Raw genomic sequence first — 21,566 nt, forward strand, 5'->3', positions numbered from 1 at the left:
GCCGGCCGTTGGACCCGCTCCCCCAACCCCTGGCGGCGCGCTGTTCACGCCGTCGCCGCATGCCAGCAGCGGCAGCACGCAAGCCAGCACACCGAAAAGCAAAACGCGTTGCTGAAGCCGCTCTGATAACCCGCGCATCATCGAGTCTCCTCGCTTGAAGCCGTGAGGCCCATGGCTCGCCCTTCGATCCTCAGGGTACCTAACGAACGTCACGGGCGCCAAAGTGTTACTGAAGTGTTGCCGGCGCCGTCAAGAGTGCGCGTGTCGCGAACGTCCTGCAGGAGGCGCGCCTACCTGTGGGCTGCCGCTGCTCGCCCCTTGCGCGACCCAGCCTGCTGAAGTAGAGCCGGCGTCGCTCTGCGACGATCCGACGCGACACCAGCGCAGCCGAGCCGCCTCGGCCGAGGTGGGCGGTACGGGAAGCGGGTAGCGCCTCGCGCGGGTGTTCAGCGCCGAGCTTCAGGGTCAAGGAAAGACGAGGTACGTATGCAACGGTTGCTTTGTGCTGGTGAGAACATCATCGCGGCGCTGCGGTTGAGATGGACGGGGCCGCGCCCCACCACGAGGGCGTGCGAGCCCCGACCGAGCCGCCGGGCTGTTGTGCTGGCTTTCTTGGCGAGCTGCGCCGTGTCAAGCGCCTCGGCCCAGCAGGCCCCAGCCCGGCAGGCCCCCACGGTGCCAACTTACCCGCCACCCGCCTCGGACTATGCTCCAGCGGCGCCTCGAGCACAGCTGCCAGAGCGGCCCGCAGCTCCCCAACAGCCCGCGCCGGGGCAGCAGCCTGTGCCGGTGCCCACTGCACCGGCGCCGATCCAGCCCGCAGCCTCGCAACAAGCTCCGGTGCATTCCGCAGCCTCGCAGCAAGCTCCGGTGCATCCCGCGCCCACACCGAGCACACCGGTGATGCAGCCCGTCGCGCCAACCCCCGCGGTAGCCGCCCCGTACGCAGCCGCGCCGTACGCTCCCGTTGCCGGCGCTCCCTCTTCCGAGCCCATGGTGCGTGCCGAGATCAGGGCAGGGGATGCCCCAGCGTCCAGGGGTCGACCCCCGCTCAAGCTGGGGGTTGGCCTGCGCTCGGGTCTCGCCTTTTGGCCGAACGACAAGGTCAAGCCGCACGCGGGCTCCCGCTATGCCAACCGGCTGAGCACTCCGTCGCTCGCTCTGCACGAAGTCAACGTGCGGTCTTATCTCAGCGTCAAGCTCAACGACGCGTTCGGTTTTGCAGCGAGCTTTCACATCCTTCACGACCTGAATGACCTTGGAAGCTTGAACTATGCGGACCCCCGCGGGCTCATCGGCGTTCATCCCGGAGGCACGGGCGAACCCAGCGCGGCTCGCAGCTGCTTCGGCAAGACGACCTGCTTCGACCTGCTCGACGCGGTCGGCAAGTTCGGACCGGCCGAGTACTTCAACATCTGGGTAGGTCAGTTTCAGCAGCCCACGACGCGCGCCAACCTGAGCGGCCTGTACTACCAAAACCAGTGGAACCTGCCCTTTCCCATCGGCTTGCATGGATTCCCCAGCGATTTCTTCGGACGCGACCGGCAGATCGTGGTGTGGGGCACCGCAGGCGGCGGCCAGTTCAAGTACGCCGCGGGCGCGCTCGACCTCGACGGCCGAAAGAGCAAGAACCTACGTTGGGCCGGACGCCTGGTGCTCAACCTGCTCGACCCCGAGCCCGGCTACGGCAACCGCAGCACCTACTACGGTGAGAAGGACATCCTGTCGATCGGCGTGGCGGGCCAGTACCAAAAGGGGTGGCGCGATCGCGCCACCAACGCGATCCACGCGACCGACGAGCTCAAGGGCTTCGCGGCCGACGTGCTGTTCGAGAAGAACCTCTCGGGCAACGGGGTGCTCACGCTGGAGACCGGCTACTACCACTTCGGCAGCACCGACCCCGGTTATCTTCCGAACGGCTTTGCCGGGCGCGGCCAGAGTTTCTACGCGGCGGGCAGCTACCTGTTGCCAACCAAGCTCGGCTCGGGACAGCTGCAACCCAGCTTCCGGTACATGATTCAAGACAAAGACAGCCTGCAGACATCCTCGGGCGGCCTGGGCCGAGATCCCAAGCCCCTTCACACGATCGAGATCGGTCTCGGCTACATCATGTGGGGTCACGACGGCCGGGCACACTTGCTTTACTTGCATCAACAGCAGGACGACCGCAGTGCCGACGCGCTCGTTGTGGGACTGCAGATCCAAGGCTTCAGCGGCGGCGGGGACGGGTGAAGACGATCAGGCCGTAGGGCTTGCGCGCGGTCCTGTTCGGGCAGGGAGATAACCCTCACGGAGGATCTACTTTTTTCCCCGCAACGTGTATCGTTTGAATGACTTGAAATGCCAGCGTTGATGTAGGCACTTGCACACACGCTTGGGGTGCGTTAGAAATTGGCCATCGCAAGAAACGGAGCGCGGCGACTCACGCTTTCCGGGTTGCGAGGGCCTAGATGCCAAAAGACGATGGACCCAGATGGGCACGGCTCCCGATGGGTGTTCAAGGCAAATTGTCGTCCAAGATGCTGCTAGCGCGGCTCCATGACAATCCGCGCGACGGGGAAGCCGTCCTCGGGCTTCGTGACCACTACGCGCGGCGTGGCGACATGACGGCCCTGGCCAACTTGATGGCTGCTTGGGCGGAGCTGCTCGAAGACGGCTACCAGGCTGCTGACGCTTTCGTGCAAGCCGGGGATGCCGCCATCCGACTGGACGATCTGCGACAAGCGCAAAACATGTACGAGCGCGCGCTGAAGCGTGCGCCCGAGCACCGCGTCGCGGCTGATCGCCTGCGCAGGGCGCTCGAGGACCTTGGCGATCACCCGCGTCTGCTCGAATGGCTGAACCATTTGATCAAGGTCGCCGAGCAATCGATCGCGATCGACAGCGTCTTCGTCGCCGAGATGCACCAGCGGGCTGCGCAAATCCTGGAGAGCCATTTTGGCAACGAGCTCGAGGCGGCCAAACGCTACCAGCGCGCCTTCGAGCTCGACCCTCAACTGAGCGACGCAGTCGCTGCGGCTCGCGCTATCTACCGGAGGGCCGGCAATGCACAGGCCGTGGCCGTGCTGTACGAGTTCGAGATCAAGGCCAGCCGCGATCGACGCCAGCAGCACGCGCTGCTGTGTGAGATCGCCTACGTGCGGGCAAGGCAGCTGGCGGACTGGGGCGGGGCCGTCGCTGCTCTACGGCGGGCTCTCGAGATCGAGCCCAACGACGCGGAGGTCATGGGCTACCTGGCCGAGTGCCTGATCAGCCGCGTGAACTCCGGCCAGAGCAAGGACGCGGCAGCCGATCGCAAGCGTGCCGCCCAGTGTTTCTGCATGCTGGCCAGGCGCGCCTCTTTGCGCGACGCGTCCCAGTATGTCGATGCTGCCTTGCGCTGCGCGCCCGACCTGCCAGCAGCCCGCAAGCTCCAGGCCAGGCTTCGCCAGCGGCTCAGCGAACGACGTGAGCCCCAAAGCGACGAAGAGCCCTGGGAGTGGTCCGGCGCAGCCGGCGCCTAGCCTGACCCGGGAACTTCGTTGCGTAGGCGCCGCGCGCTTGCATCACAGTTTAGGCGTAAAATTGAATGGCACGGCCACCACGGCGCAGTCGCCGCCCTCGGGTGGCGGGAATTGCCACTCCTTCGCGAGGTTGCGCACGCAGGAAAACACCTCGTTGTCGCGCAGCGACCCGCTCGCCTGCGTTGCCGCTACCCGGCCCCCGGCGTCGACACGCAGGCGCAAGGCTATGGTCCCCTGAAGGGCGTTATTGACCTTGAGGCGCCGCTCGTAGCAGGTGCGGACCCTAGAGCGGTTCCTCGAGGTGAGCACCTTCTTGACCTGCTGGCGGGGCATGTCCCCGCTGCACGCCCAAAAGTCCTTGCGCGGCCGCCGCCTTTTCTTCCTGACAGGCTCGGGTGGGGGGGTGGCTCGGGTTCCTCCTCGACCTCGAGCTCGAACTGCGGCTCCGCCAGTGCAACGGTCCGCTCCACGCTCCTGGGCGGTGGCGGAGGCGGCTGAGCCCGCTCCTGGCTTTTCTGGGACTGGACCCAGGCAAACAGCGCTCCTGCCGCACCAAGCAGCAGCAACCCCACGACCACATACTTCGTATTGCCACCGCCCGAGGCCACGTGCGCCTTCCTTTCTACCAAGCCAAGAGACGACCGACAGCGCGTCGGCCGCAAGGGTTAGGAGTGCATACCAGAAGTCGCGCCATCACGCTCTCTCTCGCACTCTCTAACGTCTGACGCGCCCAAGCATGAACCCGCCCCGCCTCGGCTGCTGCGCGAGCCAGGCCGCTGGGTATACGGTGCCAATCGCCGCCTTAGTGGATTATTGCACCATTCTATTTCAATAGTATTCCTGCATAAATGGAATTCAGCTCGACTCCCGAAAGCCGGTTGCCTGGCGCAGAATGGTCATCTATCGTACCGGACCGTCGGAGAGAGCGCCCGTGCTCGAGAAGATTGTCGAGAAATTCCGTAGCCTTATCTTGGCTGGCGTCGTCGTCTTGCTGAGCTCCGTGTTCGTGCTTCAGTTCGGTGGGCCCCAAGCAGAGGGTTGCACGACCTCCACGGTCAGCACTGCGGCTTCGGTGCGAGGCCATACGATCGGAGCGGGTGACTTCGAAGCCGCTTACCTGCTCTCGGGCGCCGACCGCTATCCACCGGCGCTTACCAAGCAGGCCAACCTCAAGCAGCTGGTTTTGCATGGACTGGTCGAGCGCAGGCTGTTGGCGGAGCGCGCGCGGGATCTGGGTTTCCGGATCAGCGAAGAAGAGGTCATGCGGCGCGTGGCCAAGGACGGGACGATCTATGTGTCCATGGCATCCGACGCCCCGCCCTTCTTCGGCTCGGGACCGCGACGCTTCGATTTCTCGGACAGCAACGACAGGTTCAGCAAGGACAACCTGAAGCGTTTCATCCAGTACCGGCTGCGGCGCAGCGTGCGCGAGTTCGCGCAAGGACAGATCGAAGAGACACTGGCTCACCAAATGCGCGAGCTGATCCGAGCGACCGTCTCGATCAGCGATACGGAGCTGTGGAACGCCTTTGTCCAGGAACGTGAGAAGGTGACGCTGAAGTACCTCAGGTTCTCGCCTGCGTACTACGGCGGCAGCCTGTCCCCGAGCTCGGCCGACGTGGATGCCTGGATGCAGGCGCACCAGGACGACCTCAACGCAGCGTACGAGAAAGAGAAGCACCGCTACACGGATCTGGAGAAGCAGGTGCGAACCCGCCACATCCTGATCAAGGTCGACCCGAACGCGCCCGAACAGGACAAGAGCAAGGCACGCGACCGGGCCGCCGAGATACTCGAGCGTGTCAAGGCTGGTGGAGATTTCGCGGCGCTTGCGCGGCAGCTCAGCGAGGACAGCGCGAGTGCGAGGCAGGGCGGAGACCTCGGCTACAACTCGAAGGGCCGCATGGTCAAGGCTTTCGATGACGTTCAGTTCGCCATGAAACCCGGCGCCGTGTCGGATGTGGTCGAGTCGCGCTACGGCTTCCATATCTTGCGCGTAGAAGGGATCCGCGAAGGCGACGTCCCGCTGGAGGAAGCCAAGCGCGAACTAGCGCAACAGGCCTACGAGAAGGAAACCTCCGAGCGGCTCGCACGCGCAGCCGCGCAGGCCGCGCACGCCAAGCTGCTGCAGGGTGCGTCGCTTGCCGAGCTGGCACAGACCCGTAACGATGCGCAAGGGCAGGCCGAGGCCGAAGAAGACCCGATGGCACCCCAGGTGCGTGATGCGGGACCCTTCGGTCGCTCGGACACGGCCATTCCCGGTCCTTTCGACTCGGGGTCTTTGGTCAAAGCCGCGTTTCGGCTGACGACCGATGAGCCTTTCCTCGACGAGCCAATGCAGCTCGGAAGCGACTGGTTCGTGGTCAAGCTTGTGGAGCGCACGCATGCAAAGGCAGAGGACTTCAACGAGGAAGAGCGCGGGCGCATGCTCGATCGCCTGCTGCCAACCCGAGAACGCCAAGTGCTCAAGGGCTACGTCAAGCGCTTGATGCAGGAGGCCACGGCGGACAAGGCGCTTGCCGTCAACGACGCTCTGCTCACCTACGAGGGTGTGGAGTGATCGTGGAGGCGGCACCCGATATCAGGCCGCGTGTGCCGGCCGCGCGGCGACGTCACGGCAACCTGGTGGGCGCCAAAGCCCTGCGCCTGGATCGACTTCCGCGCCAACCGCAAGCGTGCGCCTGGCGACTCCCGAACGGTCTCAAGCTCGTCATCACGCCCCAGCCCCACCTGCACACGGCCAACCTCGCGGTCTTCGTTCGGGCGGGCTCGCGCTACGAGTCCCCTCGCAGCAACGGCCTCAGCCACTTCCTGGAGCACATGCTCTTCCGCGGCACCGAAAGGTACCCGTCGTCGTACGCGTTGAACCTCGCGATCGAACGCCTGGGCGGCACGCTGAGCGGCACGACGCACGCGGACTTCACCGCCTACGAAGTCAGCCTTCCGCCGGAAAGCGTCGGCCAGGGCGTGGCCATCTTGGCCAACATCCTGGCCCAGCCACGCTTCGGCGACATCGAGGTGGAGAAGCGCATCGTTCGCGAGGAGATCCTCGAAGGTCTGGACGAAGAGGGCCGCGACATCTGCATTGATGACCTGTCACGCTCTCTGGTTTTTGGGTCGCATCCCCTGGGCTACAAGATCACGGGGACGACCCCAAACTTGGACGGCTTTGGACGCCGCGACCTGCGCACCCATATGAAGCGCTTCTACGGCGCAAGCAACATGGTGTTTTGCGCAGCCGGGGACGTGAAGACGGGTCAGGTTTTCGAGGCCGTGCAGCGCTTCATGGGGCCGCTGCGGGCAGGAAGACGGGCGGCCGCCAACGCACCCAGTCGAGGTCAGCGGCGTCCTCGCTGGCTCTACGTAGAGACGCACGGCAGCCAAACCGAGGTACGGCTGAGCTTCGCGAGCTTTGGGGAATCCGACCCGCGAGCGCTTGCACAGCAGCTGCTGTGCCGCGTGCTCGACGACGGCATGAGCACCCGGCTGCACCGGCGTATCTGTGATGAGACGGGGCTTGCTTACGACACTTTCGCCTCAACCGATCCGTACGAAGACGCCAGCGTTTTTGACGTCGGGGCCACGGTGGAGCACACCAAGACCCCTGCTCTGGTCTGCGAGGTGCTCGCGCTGGTGCGCCAGCTACGCGAGCGGCGCGTGGACGACGGGGAGCTGGCCAAGGCCAAGCAGCGCTATCGCTGGGACTTGCGGGCGACCCTGGACGATGCGGAAACGATGTGCCGCCACTACGGCACCCACAGCTTGTTCGACCTGGACGGCCGCCTCGATCTGCTTGCGGAGCGCGCCCTGAACATCGGCCCCGACGACCTGAGGGACGTGGCGCGGCACGTGTTCGATCCGCGACGGCTGAGTGTCACCTGCGTGGGACGCCTGGACCGCACCACGATCCGCAAGGCACAGCAGATCATCGATCGTTTCGTGTAGCGGTCGCCAGATTCACCCACAGCGCGCTGCCATCCGGCCCCCACTCCTTTTTCCAAATGGGAACGCTGGCCTTGATGCCCTCGATGACGTCGCGGCAGGCGCTGAATGCCCGATCGCGATGCGCTGCGCTGGCGGCCACGATGACTGCGGTATCTCCTATCTGCAGGTCCCCAACGCGATGCAACACCGCCAGATGAACCCGCTCGTGCCGGCCTCGTACGCGGGCGAGCACGCGGCGCAGCTGCTCGAGCGCCAGGCTGGGATGGCTCTCGTAGCGAAGCCTCGCGACCGCTCGGCCGTCCGCATGGTCGCGGACCGTGCCCATGAAGACGCAGATGCCGCCGCAGTCGGGACGCTGAACCGCGGCGATGGCTTCATCGACCGAAAGCGGCTGCTCGCGGATCTCGCAGCGCGCTGCGCTGTCTCCGGGCACGGCGGCAATGCTCGGCACGGCGGCAATGCTCGGCAGCGCGGTTTCGTTCGGCAGCGCGGTTTCGTTCGGCAGCGCGGTTTCGTTGCGAACAGCCCCACCGGCCACCGGAGGCAGAACCTCGACCACGTCACCGTCGCGCACGCGCTCGCCGGTGTTGGCGATGCAGCCGTTGATCACGAGCTGCATGCCCTGCGCGTGCGGGGCGAGCCGTTCGTGACGTGCAGCGAGCAGCGCCAGAAGCTCGCTGGTAGAGTGCTCCTGCCCGGGCACTGACAGCGATTCCTCTCGCGTCCCGCAGAGCTCACGGGCGGCGGCAAAGTAGCGAACCGTGATGACCATCGCCACAACCCTAAAGGGGCCCAGCGCTGTTGGCAACGCGCCCAGCGTGACCGGAAGGCCTTCCCGCGTACCCGGAAGCCGGCACGCTTGGCCGGGCTGGGACCTTTCGCTTGCGGTGTGTGTGGTGCTGAGCGCGCTGCCGCTGTGGCTGGTGCCCTACCCGCCCATCCAGGACCTGCCCCAGCATCTGGCCGCCATACGCGTCCTGCATTCCTACGCCGATCCAGCTTTCGGCTTCGAGAGGCTGTTCGACATCGAGCTGCTTCGCACGCAGTACCTGACCTACTACCTCGCGGCCCACCTCCTGAGCTTCCTGTGCGGTGTAACCACAGCCAACAAGATCCTGGTCACGCTGGTGGTGTGCTCGACGCCCTACGCGATGCGCGGCTTGCTTTCGGCTATCGGCAAGGATCCGAGGCTGTGCGTGTTTGTGCTTCCGCTGGTCTACAACGCGCATCTCGTCCTGGGCTTCTTCAACTTCCTGGCCGCCATCCCGCTAGCGCTCTACGGCCTGGCACTTGCGGCGCGGCAGCATCGCTCGGGCAGCCATGCCGGATCGGTAGCCTTGGCATGTGTCGCTCTGCTCACGTTCTACACCCACGTGGTCCCTTTCGGCTTCCTAGCCGCGGGCGCAGTGCTCTTGAGCCTTGGTGGCGGCGGCCGCACGCGACGCGCGCGGCTGCTTTGGCCTCTATTGCCCGCCCTGCTCGGCGCCCTCGTCTGGAGCCTGACCAGTCCCGCAGGACAAAGCACGCTTGCAGCCGCCTGGCTCAGGACACCGCAGGGCCCCGGCCCGGTCTACCTGCCCTTCCGGCATGCGCTCAGGGACAGCGCGGGATGGCTCACCGACGTGCTGCACACGAAGCACGATCAGTGGATGCTCGGATTGTGGAGCGGCTTTCTGATGCTCGCATTCACGATCGGGCTCGTTGCGGGTCGGCGCAAAGCTTCGAGGGCGAGCCTCGTCGATGCAGCAGCTGGCGCTCGTCTTGCGCTCCTGGCGCCGGCCGCCGTGGCTGGTTACTTCCTGCTCCCGGTGAGCTATGCGTGGATCTGGCCCATTTCGGCGCGCCTGCCGCTGCTGGCCGCCGTGTTCATCGTGCTGGGCGTGCCAGCGCTGCCCCGAGCCTGGAGCTCGGTGCTGCTCGGGGCCGTGATGGCCCTTGGACTCGCGCATGCGGCGCTCGCTGGACGCGCCTTCCTCGCATTCCAGACGGAAGTAGGCCGGCTCGACGCCGCGCTGGCCGCGATCCCAGCACGGCAACGCGTGGCGGGCCTGATCTGGGATCGAGGCTCGCGACACGTCCGCTTCGCGCCCTTCATTCACTCGGTCGCCTACTACCAGGTGCGCAAGGGCGGCGCCGTCATGTTCAGCTTTGCCGACTTCCCGCAGTCGCCGTTTCGCTTCAAGCCGAACGACCGGCCACCTCGGGTGCCAGCGCGCTGGGAGTGGACGCCCGAGCAAGTCAAGCCCCTGCGCGACCTCGGCTGGTACGACTACGTGCTCGTACGCGGAACGCCGGGCGTGATCTCGGAGCTACGCAGCGTCTATCAGCCGCTCTTCCGCAGCCGGCGCTGGAGCGTCTGGAAGCGGCTCCGCCAAGAGCGTAAGACGGCGCCTGTATCGAATGCAACTCACGGGATACGCTTGCACTGTGCGATCCCTGATGATCGCTCGTGTTCACCATAATCCCTGGCAAGCGGTACTAGCGCTCGGCCTCGAACAAGCCTGCCGCACCCATGCCGCCGCCGATGCACATGGAGACGATGCCGTAGCGTCCACCCAACCGCTTCAGCCCATAAAGCAGCGTTGCGGTCAGTCGGGCACCCGTGCAGCCCAGCGGGTGCCCGAGGGCGATCGCACCTCCGCTGACGTTGATTCTTTCGTCGCCAATGCCCAGCTCGCGCTGGCAGTAGGCGGCCTGGGCGGCGAACGCCTCGTTGATTTCGAACAGGTCGATGTCGCCGAGTTTCAGACCCGTCTGGGCGAGAAGCGCTCGAATCGCAGGCACAGGGCCGATCCCCATCACGTCCGGCGGCACGCCCACGACCACGAAGCCACGTAGTCTGCCCAGACCCCGAGTTCCCAGCTCCGAAGCCTTCTGGTCCGAGAGCAGCACCGCCGCTGCCGCCCCATCGCTCAGCGGCGAGCTGTTGCCCGCGGTCACCGTGCCCTTGTTCTTGAAGGCGGGCTTCAGCTTGGCGAGTCCCTCGAGCGTGGTCTCGGGGCGCGGACACTCGTCGGCGACAAAGTCGCGCAGGCCCCGCCGTCCGGCCTCGAATACGCGCGCCTTTAGGGGGACCAGCTCGGCGTCGAATGCGCTTGCCTGGATTGCCTTGCTCGCGTTGTCTTGCGAACGCTTCGCAAAGCGATCCTGGTCCTCACGACTGACCTGGAAACGCTCGGCCACGCGTTCCGCTGTCAGACCCATGGCGATGTAGGTCTCGGGGCGCTCGTCCACCAGTGTGGGGTGCAGGCGCGTGGTATGGCCCGTCATGGGCACCATGGACATCGTCTCCACGCCGCCTGCGACCACGACGTCGAGCAGCCCGCATTGGATACTCTGCGCTCCATGTGCGATCGCTTGCAGGCCGCTCGAACAGAAGCGGTTGATGGTTTCGGCGGCCACCTCGTCCGGCCAGCCGGCCGTGAAGACGACGTTGCGCGCCAGGTTCAGGCCCTGGGCTCCTTCAGGCATGGCACAGCCGAGCACGACGTCTTGCACGTCGTTGGGCTTCAAACCCTTCACGCGAGCGAGAGCCTCATGCAATACCGCGGCTGCCATGTCCTCCGGACGCGTATCCTTGAGACTGCCTTTGACGCCACGCCCAATCGCTGTTCGCACGGCGCTTGCCACGGTCACGTTCAACGGGAATGCCATCGGATTGTTCTCCCACAGTCATGGAGCCACAGCAATTGTGCTCAGTCACGATAGGCTTGATCCTGAGATCGAGACCAGTGTCCTGGAACAGTGATTACTTGCATAATTCGGTGAGCAATTGGCGTCGAAGGAACCGGCGAATCGACGCCGGCTGCGGTTCAATTCCGATGCAGTGCAGAGCTATTTCAAGAAGATAGCCGAAAGGCGGTCGCTGGTTCAATCGGCGTCAAGGGCCGCCGAATTATGTGAGGAATTTCTGTTCCAGGACACTAATTTCGCAGGGGCTTGTTATGCATCAGCATGTGCTGGATACGAGCCAGGGTCTTTTCTTCTCCGCACAGGGATAGGAACGCTTCGCATTCGAGATCGAGCCAGGCTTGCTCGGGCAGCAAAGCCCCGGCGTTTACGTCGCCGCCGCACAGGATGTGCGCGAGCTTGTTCGCGATCAGTGCGTCGTGGTCGCTCGCCCAGGCGCCTTCCACCATGCCCCACACACGCGCGCTCAGGGTCTTCGCTACATCCACGCCCGCGGCCCGGAACTGCGGCGGTCGTTGCGGGCGATAACCCGAGCGTGCCATGCCTAGAGCTCGCTGCTTGGCGTGCTGCAGCAGATGGTCGCGGTTGAGCGTGATGCCGTCGTCGGGTCTCAGAAACCTGAGCGATTTGGCTTCCGCTGCGCTCGTGGCAACCCTGGCGGTGGCGAGATTCAGCGACGCCGTGCCGATCAAGGGGAGCAGATCGACGCCCTCGATGTTGCGTACGTCGCCGGTGAAACGCTCGACCATGCGCAAGCAGCCGGTGCCTGCGGGTACCAGACCAACGCCGATTTCCACCAGTCCCATGTAGGTTTCTGCGTGTGCCTGGCACGCGTCCGCAGCCATCGCGAGCTCCGCAGCGCCTGCAAGCGTGAACTGAAACGGCGCGGCCACCACCGGAACGCTGGCATAGCGCAGCTTCTGCAGGCTGGTCTGCATTTGGCGCACGGCCCGTTCGATCTGATCCCACTGTTTTTGTTGAATGCCCGCCATGAGCACGAACAGATTCGCGCCTGCGCCGAACGCCGCTCCATCGTTGCCCATCACGATGGCTTCAAAGTTGCGCTCGGCTTCCTCCACCGCGCTGTCGACCATCTCGAACACCGTGGAGTCGAGGCTGTTCATCTTGGTGTGCACCTCGAGGCATAGGCAGCCGTCACCCAGATCGATCAAGGACGCGCCCATGTTTCGCTTGATGACGTTGGAGCTGTCGCACTTGAGCACATCGATGCTGAGGTGCCTCGGGTCGCGGGCCAGCGGCTTGGAGCTCTTGGTGCTCACGTCGAAATAGGTCCGCGTGGCCGCGTCGCCGGAGTAAAAGCTCGTGCCACCTTGCGCCAGCATGTCCGAGACCCAGCTTGGGACCGCGCGCCCGTCCCGGCGTAGGCGCTCCACGGACTCGGCCACACCCAGGGCGTCCCAGGTCTCGAAGGGCCCGAGCTGCGCATTGAAACCCCATCGCATGGCTCGGTCGATGCTCACGATGTCATCGGCGATCTCGCCGACGCGTCGCGCTGCGTAGCATAGATTGCGTGACAGCGAGTCCCAGATGAACCGGCCGGCCCGATCGTCGGCATGCGTCAACGCCTGCAGGCGCGGCCGCGCTTCCTCCAGGTTCTTGGTCTTGTCCAGTGAGGGATAGCTTACTTTTCGCTGCGGCCGGTAGTCGCCCGAGTCCAGATCGAGCACCAGGATCTCCTTGCCGGATTTCTTGTAGAAGCCCGCACCGGTCTTGCGTCCCAGTCGTCCTTGCCGCACCAAGTCCGTCACCCAGTCCGGCACCTTGAAGACATCGCGCTCCTCGTCGCCGGCCAGCGAGTCGTAGCAGTTGGTCGACACGTGAACGATGGTATCCAAGCCCACGAGATCGCACGTCTTGAACGGACCGGCCCCACCACGCCCGCCGGCGGCCGTGGCGAAACGGTCGATCTCTTCGATCGCATAGCCCCCGGCTTTCATCAGGTGCAGGGCCTGCATCATGTTGTAGATGCCGATCCGGTTGGCCACGAAGTTGGGTGTGTCCTTGCCCAAGACGATGCCCTTGCCGAGGAACTCGCCGAAGCTGCGCGCGCGCTCCAAGACCTGAGGTTCGGTCTTCGGCCCGGTCACCAGCTCGAGCAAACGCATGTAGCGCACAGGGTTGAAAAAGTGCATCACCAAGAACCGGGGCTGCACGCTGGCTGGCAGGCCGTCGCTCATGGCGGCGATGGACAAGCCGCTCGTGTTCGAGGCGAGGATCGCGTCGTCCTTGACAAACGGCATGATGCGTTCGAACAGCGCTTGCTTGAGCTGCAGATTCTCCACGACCGCTTCAACCACCAGGTCGCTATCGCGCATCTGCTCGAGATGATCATCGAAGTTGCCGGTGCTGATGAGACGCGCTGCATCCGGCTCGTAAAACAACGCGGGCCGCGCTTTGAGCGCCTTGGCCAGCGCCTGGTCGGCCACCCTGGTGCGCGCCCCGGGATCGGCTGCTGCCTGTCCTTGGGTCGCCGGCAGAACGATATCCAGCAGCAGCGTGCGGATCCCCGCTCCCGCAAGATGTGCGGCGATGCCGCTGCCCATGACGCCGGCCCCGAGGACCGTCGCCCGTTCGATGCTAGGCCTCATAACCATCGAGCTCCTCATGGGTAGTTGGACGGGTAGCGCAGGTTTTGTCAACCCTGCGGCGTAGCCGGCCGTAGCCGGCCGTAGCCCGTCACGAAGTCTGCTCGGGGGTTTCAGGGCAACCAGCAAGCCTGGGAAGCCGTCGCGGAAGCAAAGACCCCGGTGAACGGTTACGTTTCAGGAGCTTGCTGGGGCGGTCCGCCTTGTTGGGACGGTCGACCCAGCGTGGAGGTGAGGACAGCGCCCGCCGCAACGGCGAGCAGGGTCCACGCAACCACCACCGCCACCCGCAGCCAGTAGGACCTCTTGCTGGGCGGCTCGGCAGGTTGGTCGCTTCCGAGGGCGTGGTCCGCTCGAGGCGATTGCCCGATCGCGCCCGTGCCTGCCCGCCCGGCAGGCCGCGGGATCGCTTCGTGGGGCTCGGCTCCGGGGGGGTAGCCCAACCCCGCAGCGGCCAATCCCGCGGGATGCGGCCAGGGTTGCAGCACCACAGGCGGTCGCGGTTGCTCGAGCTGGGCCGGCGCGAACGAGCGCCGCAGCGCACGGGGCAGCTCGAGTCCCTGGCCTGAGGGGGGCAGCGCGACGGCGCTCGCAAAGTGCGGCGGTGGTACAAGCGGCGTGGGCAGGTGAGCCTGATCCGCAGGCTGGTCCGACACGGCGTCGCTGCCAGCCTGCTGCGGATCGGATCGCCCGGGGTCGACCCTGGCACGCACGCCGCTGATCCCCGAGGCATTGACGCGCTGTCTCACGGCTTGAAGCGAGGGCAGGCCCAACGAGTGTGCTGCTTCCTGAAGCGCTGCGAGCAGCTCGTCGGTGGACTGGTAGCGAGCCTCGGGGCGCTTCGCGAGGCAGCGACGGATCACGCGCTCCAGCGCTTCGTTCCCGGGCGCATCGCGCATCGGGACTGGGGGGACCGAGCACAGCAAGCGTTTCGCGACGGTCGCGAGTTCGGTGGGACCTTCGAAGGGCACCCTTCCCGTGAGCATCTCGTACGCGATGATCCCGAGCGAGAACAGATCGCTTCTCGCGTCCATGTCGCAGCCGTCGATGTGTTCCGGCGAGCAGTACTTCGGCGACCCTGCTCGGGCGCCCTCGTCGGCCTGACCCGCGAGATCGCTCACGCGTGTGGCCAGTCCGAAGTCCAGTACCTTGAGCAGGTCGGGTTCGGCCTGGTTTGCGAAGGCCACGTTGGAAGGCTTCAGGTCGCGGTGGATGATGCTCTTGGCGTGGGCGGCGCGTAGTGCCCGGCAGATCTGAGCGCAGATATGGATCACCCGCAGCGGTGCGATCGGGCCTTCCTCTTCGAGCAGCTCGGCGAGCGTCTTACCCGTGACCAGCTCCATGACCAGGAAGCAGCAATCCCCATCCCGGCCGTAGTCGTAGACCGTGACGATGTTCGGGTGCGTGAGACCTGCCGCGAGCGCAGCCTCGTTGAGGAAGCTCGAGCCGAGCTCCGTGCCCCGTGCGTCGTCGGTGCGCATGACCTTCAGTGCTACCGGCCGATCCACCGAAAGCTGGGTCGCACGGTACACCTGCCCCATGCCACCCGCACCCAGCGGGCTATCGATGCGGTAGCGCTCCGCGACGATGCGTCCGACGAGGGGGTCGGCCCCAGCGTCGGGTGTCACCGAGTGCTTGCGTTGTGCTCCCATGGCTCTTCAGCGCGTTCCTTGGTCCTCAGGATCAAAAAAACGTGCGCTTACAGCGATCCTAAAGGGGCGAGCTGGTCGTGTGCGGTGTGGGGTCGTGTACGGTGTGGGGTCGCGTGCCTCGCGCACAGTCAGCGGTCCAGGGCGGGCGCAGAGGGGGTTGCTGCCTTCCGGCTGGCAGCGGGAACTGCTATAGAACACGGGTCGGACTTGAATGCACGAAGGCGAAAGGTAAGCCGATGCGCGGTTTGGTAGCGGCACGTACACGGACACCGACTCCAAGGCCCAAGACGGCGGCGATAGGCGCGCTTGTCGTGTTGTTCGGGCTGGGCTGCAGCTTGGATGTGAACAAGAGCAACAGTCGGGCCGCCAAGACCCAGGTGACGATCCACACCTTCGAGTGCCCCATGGGCGTCGAGGCTGTGGTGGATCTGCACTGGGGATCCATGAACGGCACCTGCGCGCAAAGTGGGATCGCACGCACCGTGGTCATAGTCGAGGACGCGTTCATGAATCCGTGTCCGAATCCAGGTTGTATCCTGATGCCGCCCATGTGCGAGGACGAGCTCTTGATCGAGGAGCTCTGCCCCGATGTACCGCACATTGTGGAGGTGCAGGGCTTCGATGCGCAGAACGCCCTGCGCTTTGCGGGAAGCTGCCCCTTTACTCCCCCGTCGCCCGGCAACACCACGGCGCTCGGGACCCTTGCCAATCCCTACCACTGCACCGTGCCGGCCTTGTAGCGCCTGCCTGAGGGCCCGCGCAGGACTGATGCTCCATTTCAGGCCAGCTCAACGCCTGCGCGTGACCTCGAGAGCGCTCGCCAGCGCGGCTTGGTACACCTGTCGAATCGGGATGTCCTTGGCGCTCGCTAATCGCTGGCAAGCCTCGTACTCGGGCTTGATCTGTGCCGGGAGGCCGTCTCTGTCTGCGATCTTGACCGTGACTCGCCCGTAGGGCGTCGTGACTTCTACGCTGCGTCGGGGGCGCTCGATCCGGTCCACCGCGCGCGAGCGTACGCCGAGACTTCCCGTTTCCGACAGCAGCGTGTGGCTCACCGCGTGCAGCTGCGAGCGCCGCACGAGCGCCGACAGCAGCACGCCCGGACGCCCTTTCTTCATCCCGATCGGGCTGGCCCACGCGTCGACAGCCCCTTGCTCGAGCACCCGCTGCAGGGCGAAGGCAACATGCTCGCCGCTGATGTCATCGACATTCGTCTCGACCAGGACGCATTCGCGCTGGCGGTCAGATGCGGCCGGGCCGGGCTTGCCCAGCACGGCGCGCAGGGCGTTGGGGCGATCATCGAGCGCTCGACTGCCTGCGCCCCACCCCACGCGCTCGGGCACGATAGCAGGCCAGCGCTCGAAGCTCGTCGCCAGCGTAGCGACAAGGCAAGCACCCGTCGGCGTGACCAGCTCGGCCTCGATGCCGGCGTCGTAGGTGGGCACGGCGCGCAGGCACTCGAGCGTGGCGGGCGCGGGCAGCGGCAACGATCCGTGCTGCGTCGCAACGAAGCCCCTGCCCATGGGCAAGGGTGAACACGCGACGCGGGCCGAGAGATGATCGATGCACACCGCCGCGGCCACGATGTCCACGATCGAATCCACGGCCCCGACCTCATGGAAGTGCACCCGCTCGAGCTCCACGCCGTGTACCCTGGCTTCAGCGCGAGCCAAGCAAGCAAAGCTCTCGAGCGCCATGGCGCGAGCACCGTCGGTGAGAGAGCTCGTGCCCTGCAGCACGTCTCTGATGCTGGCGTAGTCTCTCGAGGGCTGCGCGGGCTCGACCACGACCCGAAATCGTAGCGCTCGAATCGAGGACCTGCGCACCTCGCTGAGCTCGATGCGGTAGCCGCCAAGGGGCAGCGGTTCGAGCGCCCGCTGCACCAGCTGCAGCGGGACACCCAGGTCAAGCAGAGCCGCCACCAGCATATCGCCTGAAACACCCGAGAACGCATCGAGGAACAGCATGCAGTTCGGTCCGGCTCCGGCATCAAGCTGGCTCGCGCACTCGCCCGGTGGTTTGGCAAAGCTCGTCATGCTTGCTGTTGATTGATGCGGTGCGCCGCACACGCGGCGCCGAAACCGTTGTCGATGTTGACTACGCTGACGCCGGAGGCACAGCTGTTGAGCATGCCGAGCAAAGCCGCGAGACCCTGCAGGCTCGCTCCATAACCGATAGACGTCGGCACCGCGATAATGGGCCTCGCGATCAGGCCGCCGATCACGCTCGCGAGCGCGCCTTCCATGCCAGCCACCACGATGATGACGCTCGCCTGCTCCAGCTCGGCACGGTGGGCAAACAGACGGTGAATGCCAGCGACGCCGACGTCGAACAAGCGCGTGACCTCGTTGCCCAGCGTTTGCGCCGTGACGACGGCCTCCTGGGCCACGGGAATGTCGCTCGTGCCCGCCGTCACCACGCAGATGGGTCCGCGGCCTCGTGGGTCGAGCGGCTCGTGCTCGAGCACGATCGTCCTCGCGACCGCATCGTGCCTGGTCGCCGTGAAGCGCTCGCGCATGGCATCCGCCTGCTCGCTGGACGCTCGCGTGACCAGCACGCGCGCTCCCTTCAGGTACAGCGACTCCGCAACGGAAACCACTTGCGCCGGGGTCTTGCCCTGCCCGAGCACGACCTCTGGATAGCCGAGGCGGAGCGCACGATGATGGTCGACCTTCGCGAAACCGAGGTCGGTGAACGGCAGCTCTCGTAGCTGCTCGAGCGCCTGCGGCACGCTCGTCTCGCCGCGTGCCAGGGCGGCGAGCACGCGTTCTAGCTCTTCAAGGGACACGGGAACGGATCACCAGCGGCTCTTGACAGTAGGGCCCGCGGAAGAATAACTCATCCATTTCGCCGATTCTGACCATCGTCGGCCATCCCACGGAAACTAGCCTACCCGTTTTTACAAGGGATTCGAAATGACCGTACCAAGTTTCGTCCGCTGCGTGTTTGTGTTGGCCATGCTGCCGATCGTGTGGATCCCCGATGCAGCGAGAGCACAGGCCGAGCACGGGGAAGCCGTGGACCAGATGACCGATGATGAGGCGTACTACTCGCCGGAAAGCCGCCAGGTCGACGAGCAGCAGGCGCAGGAGGATGCACTGGAGGAAGAGGAGCCGGAAGAACCGAGTCCCTTTGCGCCGCCAAGCGATGGCGTCTTGCGTGTTCAGCTCCCGCTAGCTTTCAGAACAGGAGCAGGGCTGGGGTTCGGGCTTCAGGGCGGCTACGAGCAGGCGCTTTTCGCGCGGCTCGGTCCTGGCAGGCTGACCGTGGGTGGCTTGGCCGCGGTGGTGTGGGCGCGCCGGGTGCAGGTGGTGTCGGGTGAGGCCCAAGGGACCATTCCCGCGCAGGAGGAGCTCACCCGCGGCCGCGCCTGGCTGCCGATCCAGGCGTTCGCCCGCTACGTGCTCGAGGCCGACGACCTGCTTCGCCCCTGGGCGCTCGCGGGCACCGGGCTCTACATCCATCGCATCAACGATTCGAAGCGCTTCCGGTTGCACGATCAGACGATCAACAACTGGGGAGCGTGGAGCAACGTCTCCCAAGACGCGGCTCCGGGCGTCGGTTGGAGGTTCAGGCCGGGTTTCGCACTCTCGCTCGGTTGCGACCTTCGGCTGTCGGATTCCATGCTGGCGAGCGTGGCGTTCGCAACGCATGTGACGGATCGCAGTTTTGGGGCGGTAGTGCTAGGCCTCGGCAACCGCATGTAGTTTCCGGACAGAATCGCCGAAACCAAGGTTGCCGCCCCCTGCGCCCGAGTTGCCGGCGACGCCTTTGGGCATGCTCGGCGGTGCACCGACGCCGCTTCCGCCTTCCGCCGTGGGGTTCGCGCTTGCCGCGTCGCCTGCTGTGCCTTGGCAGGCTGCCAGCGGCAGCAGGATCGTTGCAGCGATCAGCCGCCCGGGCTTGCGTAATCCGGACCAACGGTATTTCCAGTTTTTCATATAATTCATGTCCTGTCGGCTCGTCCAGGAGTACCTCGATCGGCCGCGGCCATGCGGGGCGCAGCGCTCGCGGCTCTTCGGTCTCTGCGTGTGTACTCCTCGAGCGAATCCCGAAGGCGTGCTCGCCCGCAAGCCGCCTGGAAAGCCGACCTGCCCGGGCCCGAGCAGCCACTATCAAGCCATTCCTCAACTGGGGAGCTCCATGGAGCTCGAAACGTGGTATGTGGGACTTCGTGCGCGGATGGGGCTTCACCCAAACGCGTTAGTTTTTTGACCCAAGCACGTCAGTCAGTAGCAGCTGCAGTCTTCCGTTCGTAAACCAACGACGCGCCCCAACCGTTACCGGCGCGCGGGAAGGCGAAACGGGATGGGACAAGCAAACGCCTGCAAGACCCTTCTGATCTGGCACAGCCAATTGCGCTGCGTGGAGACGCAGTTTCACGGGCCGGTGCTAGCTGAGGATGTTAGGAAGACGCTCATGCGGGGCCTCGAGATCCTGCGCAGCAAGGCGGGTCATGTCTGGATGGTGGACCTGAGCGAATGCGGCACGTTGGATGCCTGCGTTTTCCCCTGGGTCCGCGACAACTGGCAGCCCCGTGCGGCTCGAGCAGGGCTGGAACGGCTCGCGGTCTTGGTTCCCGCGGAGAACCCGGAATACGTGGACGCTCCGGAGACGGGTCGCTCGTTCGAGGTGCCCTGCTTGCTCTTCGCCAGCCGCTGGCAGGCCGCCCAGTGGCTGCGATCACGGTCCCACTAGACCCGGAGCTTCGTTGCGGGTCAAGCGCTCGCCTACGCGAGCGGGGCGCTCCGAGACTACGGTGCGTTGTCGTTTGATTTGCGACCGTACCTCGAAGCGAGACCGTGCTTGCGAAGATAGGCTCGCAGCTGGTGGTAGCTGAGCCCCAGCAGGCCGGCTGCCTCGACCTGGCGATGGTAGGCGCTGCGCATCGCCTCGTCGATCAGCGTTCGCTCGAGCTTGAGGACCTGCGCCTTCAGGTCGGTGGGAAGGCGAGGTCGCGGCACACCGCCTTGCCTTGATTGCGGCGTGCCGTCCTGCTGTGGCGAGTTCACCTCTTCGCTCGCGGGCTGGTCTCGGCGAGGGATCGGCGGGGGCTCCTGAAAGGCGCCTGCAAACGGGTCGAACTCGATCTGGTCGATCGCCGCGTCAGGGTCCGAGGCACGATAGACCGAGCGCTCCACCGTGTTCTTGAGCGCCCGTACGTTTCCGGGCCACGGGTGCGCGCGCAGCGCCTGTTCGGCCCGGCGTGTGAACCCCGGGAAATATTCCCGTCCCAGTTCCCGGACCATGCCGACGGCAAAGTGCTGAGCCAAGGTCAGGATGTCTTCCGGCCGGTGCCGCAGTGGGGGAACCTGAATCACGTCGAACGCCAACCGGTCCAGAAGATCGGCCCGGAACTTGCCCGCTCGCACGAGCGAGGGCAGATCCGCGTTGGTCGCGCCTACCGTGCGCACGTTGACCCGTAAGGTGTCGCTTGCCCCAACGCGCTCGAACTCTCCGTATTCGATTACGCGCAGGATTTTCTCCTGCATCCGCATCGGGATCGTAGCGATTTCGTCCAGGAACAGCGTGCCTCCGTGCGCGCGCTCGAAGCGGCCGCGGTGGCGCTTGGTCGCTCCGGTGAAGGCGCCGGCGTCGTGGCCGAACAGTTCGCTTTCCAGCGTTCCCTGCGTCAGAGCAGAGCAGTTGAGCTTGATGAGCGGGCCGGTCCAGCGCCCCGATAGATAGTGCAGACGCCATGCCACCAGTTCTTTGCCGGTGCCGCGCTCTCCGATGACCAGGACGGGCTTGTTCAGTGGAGCCACTCGCGAAACCTGCTCCAGCATCTGGACAAAGGCCGGAGCTTCGCCGATCGAGGGGGGTTGGGTGGGCCTCGTCGTCATCTTGCCCAGATCTTAGCTTCTTTCGCCGAATCGCCAGCCGCATGCGATGGCCACCTGAGCATCGGACAACATATAACCAAGCAAAAACAGTCGCTTACGTGCATTTCATCCGTCTGGCACAAGCAGTGCAGTGCAACCAGGGCGTAGGTCGATAGCTGCTGCCACCCGCAAGAAGTGCGTCCCCGTGGGACGCGACCGAAAGAGGTAACACGCCATGGGCATCTTCTCTCGCATGAGCGACATCGTGAACGCCAACATCAACTCCATCCTGGAAAAAGCCGAAGATCCCGAAAAATTGGTCCGGCTCATGATCCAGGAAATGGAAGA

The 21,566-nt window shown here is 65.3% G+C and carries 18 protein-coding genes; 9 read left to right on the plus strand and 9 right to left on the minus strand.

Going from position 1 to position 21,566, the window contains the following annotated elements:
- Positions 1-903 precede the first annotated feature (903 nt).
- Both MJD61_02510 and MJD61_02515 read left to right on the plus strand, forming a co-directional pair.
- Positions 904-2,232 (plus strand): hypothetical protein, encoded by a 1,329-nt coding sequence (locus MJD61_02510; GenBank protein MCG8554151.1) that lies wholly within the window; start codon positions 904-906, stop codon positions 2,230-2,232.
- A gap of 287 nt (positions 2,233-2,519) precedes the next feature.
- A complete protein-coding gene (locus tag MJD61_02515; GenBank protein MCG8554152.1) occupies positions 2,520-3,503 on the plus strand; it encodes a tetratricopeptide repeat protein in 984 nt (327 codons plus the stop codon).
- A 42-nt stretch (positions 3,504-3,545) separates the two neighbouring features.
- Here MJD61_02515 and MJD61_02520 read toward each other — a convergent pair whose 3' ends face one another.
- Positions 3,546-3,836 (minus strand): AgmX/PglI C-terminal domain-containing protein, encoded by a 291-nt coding sequence (locus MJD61_02520; GenBank protein ID MCG8554153.1) that lies wholly within the window; start codon positions 3,834-3,836, stop codon positions 3,546-3,548.
- Positions 3,837-4,434: 598 nt separating this feature from the next.
- Between MJD61_02520 and MJD61_02525 the strand changes: the two genes are divergently transcribed.
- A complete protein-coding gene (locus tag MJD61_02525; GenBank protein MCG8554154.1) occupies positions 4,435-6,063 on the plus strand; it encodes a peptidylprolyl isomerase in 1,629 nt (542 codons plus the stop codon).
- Positions 6,060-7,448, plus strand: coding sequence for an insulinase family protein (locus MJD61_02530; GenBank protein ID MCG8554155.1), 1,389 nt, complete (start codon positions 6,060-6,062; stop codon positions 7,446-7,448). The genes MJD61_02525 and MJD61_02530 overlap by 4 nt, the downstream gene beginning before the upstream one ends.
- Here the strand turns inward: MJD61_02530 and MJD61_02535 are convergent.
- Positions 7,429-8,220: a molybdenum cofactor biosynthesis protein MoaE gene (locus MJD61_02535; protein MCG8554156.1), complete on the minus strand. Its 792-nt coding sequence runs from the start codon at positions 8,218-8,220 to the stop codon at positions 7,429-7,431. The two genes, MJD61_02530 and MJD61_02535, sit on opposite strands and share 20 nt — an antisense overlap.
- Between MJD61_02535 and MJD61_02540 the strand changes: the two genes are divergently transcribed.
- Complete coding sequence (locus tag MJD61_02540; protein ID MCG8554157.1) at positions 8,213-9,910, plus strand: hypothetical protein; 1,698 nt, start codon at positions 8,213-8,215, stop codon at positions 9,908-9,910. The two genes, MJD61_02535 and MJD61_02540, sit on opposite strands and share 8 nt — an antisense overlap.
- A 16-nt stretch (positions 9,911-9,926) precedes the next feature.
- Here MJD61_02540 and MJD61_02545 read toward each other — a convergent pair whose 3' ends face one another.
- From MJD61_02545 to MJD61_02555, 3 genes are all read right to left on the minus strand, one after another.
- Positions 9,927-11,102: a thiolase family protein gene (locus MJD61_02545; protein ID MCG8554158.1), complete on the minus strand. Its 1,176-nt coding sequence runs from the start codon at positions 11,100-11,102 to the stop codon at positions 9,927-9,929.
- Positions 11,103-11,371: 269 nt separating this feature from the next.
- Positions 11,372-13,747, minus strand: a complete 2,376-nt coding sequence (locus MJD61_02550) for a 3-hydroxyacyl-CoA dehydrogenase NAD-binding domain-containing protein (GenBank protein MCG8554159.1) — start codon at positions 13,745-13,747, stop codon at positions 11,372-11,374.
- 167 nt (positions 13,748-13,914) lie between these two features.
- Positions 13,915-15,396, minus strand: a complete 1,482-nt coding sequence (locus MJD61_02555) for a protein kinase (GenBank protein ID MCG8554160.1) — start codon at positions 15,394-15,396, stop codon at positions 13,915-13,917.
- 236 nt (positions 15,397-15,632) lie between these two features.
- Here MJD61_02555 and MJD61_02560 point away from each other — a divergent pair, with 236 nt between their 5' ends.
- Positions 15,633-16,136, plus strand: coding sequence for a hypothetical protein (locus MJD61_02560; GenBank protein MCG8554161.1), 504 nt, complete (start codon positions 15,633-15,635; stop codon positions 16,134-16,136).
- 48 nt (positions 16,137-16,184) lie between these two features.
- On the opposite strand, the gene larC is transcribed toward MJD61_02560, so the two are convergent.
- Complete coding sequence (gene larC / locus MJD61_02565) at positions 16,185-17,432, minus strand: nickel pincer cofactor biosynthesis protein LarC (GenBank protein MCG8554162.1); 1,248 nt, start codon at positions 17,430-17,432, stop codon at positions 16,185-16,187.
- Entirely contained in the window at positions 17,429-18,184 is a 756-nt protein-coding gene (larB, locus tag MJD61_02570; GenBank protein MCG8554163.1) for a nickel pincer cofactor biosynthesis protein LarB, read from the minus strand. The genes larC and larB overlap by 4 nt, the downstream gene beginning before the upstream one ends.
- A gap of 127 nt (positions 18,185-18,311) precedes the next feature.
- On the opposite strand from larB, the gene MJD61_02575 reads away from it, so the two are divergent.
- Positions 18,312-19,103, plus strand: coding sequence for a hypothetical protein (locus MJD61_02575; protein MCG8554164.1), 792 nt, complete (start codon positions 18,312-18,314; stop codon positions 19,101-19,103).
- Here the strand turns inward: MJD61_02575 and MJD61_02580 are convergent.
- Positions 19,080-19,346 (minus strand): hypothetical protein, encoded by a 267-nt coding sequence (locus MJD61_02580; protein MCG8554165.1) that lies wholly within the window; start codon positions 19,344-19,346, stop codon positions 19,080-19,082. The genes MJD61_02575 and MJD61_02580 overlap by 24 nt on opposite strands.
- A gap of 358 nt (positions 19,347-19,704) precedes the next feature.
- Here MJD61_02580 and MJD61_02585 point away from each other — a divergent pair, with 358 nt between their 5' ends.
- Positions 19,705-20,094, plus strand: coding sequence for a hypothetical protein (locus MJD61_02585; GenBank protein MCG8554166.1), 390 nt, complete (start codon positions 19,705-19,707; stop codon positions 20,092-20,094).
- A gap of 56 nt (positions 20,095-20,150) precedes the next feature.
- Here MJD61_02585 and pspF read toward each other — a convergent pair whose 3' ends face one another.
- Positions 20,151-21,239, minus strand: coding sequence for a phage shock protein operon transcriptional activator (gene pspF / locus MJD61_02590; protein ID MCG8554167.1), 1,089 nt, complete (start codon positions 21,237-21,239; stop codon positions 20,151-20,153).
- A 214-nt stretch (positions 21,240-21,453) separates the two neighbouring features.
- Here pspF and MJD61_02595 point away from each other — a divergent pair.
- Positions 21,454-21,566, plus strand: a 113-nt coding sequence (locus tag MJD61_02595) for a PspA/IM30 family protein (GenBank protein MCG8554168.1), incomplete at its 3' end; no start/stop codon positions are given.

Source organism: Pseudomonadota bacterium, from assembly GCA_022361155.1.
Lineage (GTDB): Bacteria > Myxococcota_A > Polyangia > Polyangiales > JAKSBK01 > JAKSBK01.

Bases quoted from the DNA above. Each gene is read 5' to 3' on its own strand.
- MJD61_02510 (MCG8554151.1), top strand. From the start codon at position 904: ATGCAGCCCGTCGCGCCAACCCCCGCGGTAGCCGCCCCGTACGCAGCC.
- MJD61_02515 (MCG8554152.1), top strand. From the start codon at position 2,520: ATGCTGCTAGCGCGGCTCCATGACAATCCGCGCGACGGGGAAGCCGTC.
- MJD61_02520 (MCG8554153.1), bottom strand. From the start codon at position 3,836: ATGCCCCGCCAGCAGGTCAAGAAGGTGCTCACCTCGAGGAACCGCTCT.
- MJD61_02540 (MCG8554157.1), top strand. From the start codon at position 8,213: ATGACCATCGCCACAACCCTAAAGGGGCCCAGCGCTGTTGGCAACGCG.
- MJD61_02535 (MCG8554156.1), bottom strand. From the start codon at position 8,220: ATGGTCATCACGGTTCGCTACTTTGCCGCCGCCCGTGAGCTCTGCGGG.
- MJD61_02545 (MCG8554158.1), bottom strand. From the start codon at position 11,102: ATGGCATTCCCGTTGAACGTGACCGTGGCAAGCGCCGTGCGAACAGCG.
- MJD61_02550 (MCG8554159.1), bottom strand. From the start codon at position 13,747: ATGAGGCCTAGCATCGAACGGGCGACGGTCCTCGGGGCCGGCGTCATG.
- MJD61_02555 (MCG8554160.1), bottom strand. From the start codon at position 15,396: ATGGGAGCACAACGCAAGCACTCGGTGACACCCGACGCTGGGGCCGAC.
- MJD61_02560 (MCG8554161.1), top strand. From the start codon at position 15,633: ATGCGCGGTTTGGTAGCGGCACGTACACGGACACCGACTCCAAGGCCC.
- larC (MCG8554162.1), bottom strand. From the start codon at position 17,432: ATGACGAGCTTTGCCAAACCACCGGGCGAGTGCGCGAGCCAGCTTGAT.
- MJD61_02575 (MCG8554164.1), top strand. From the start codon at position 18,312: ATGACCGTACCAAGTTTCGTCCGCTGCGTGTTTGTGTTGGCCATGCTG.
- MJD61_02580 (MCG8554165.1), bottom strand. From the start codon at position 19,346: ATGAATTATATGAAAAACTGGAAATACCGTTGGTCCGGATTACGCAAG.
- MJD61_02585 (MCG8554166.1), top strand. From the start codon at position 19,705: ATGGGACAAGCAAACGCCTGCAAGACCCTTCTGATCTGGCACAGCCAA.
- pspF (MCG8554167.1), bottom strand. From the start codon at position 21,239: ATGACGACGAGGCCCACCCAACCCCCCTCGATCGGCGAAGCTCCGGCC.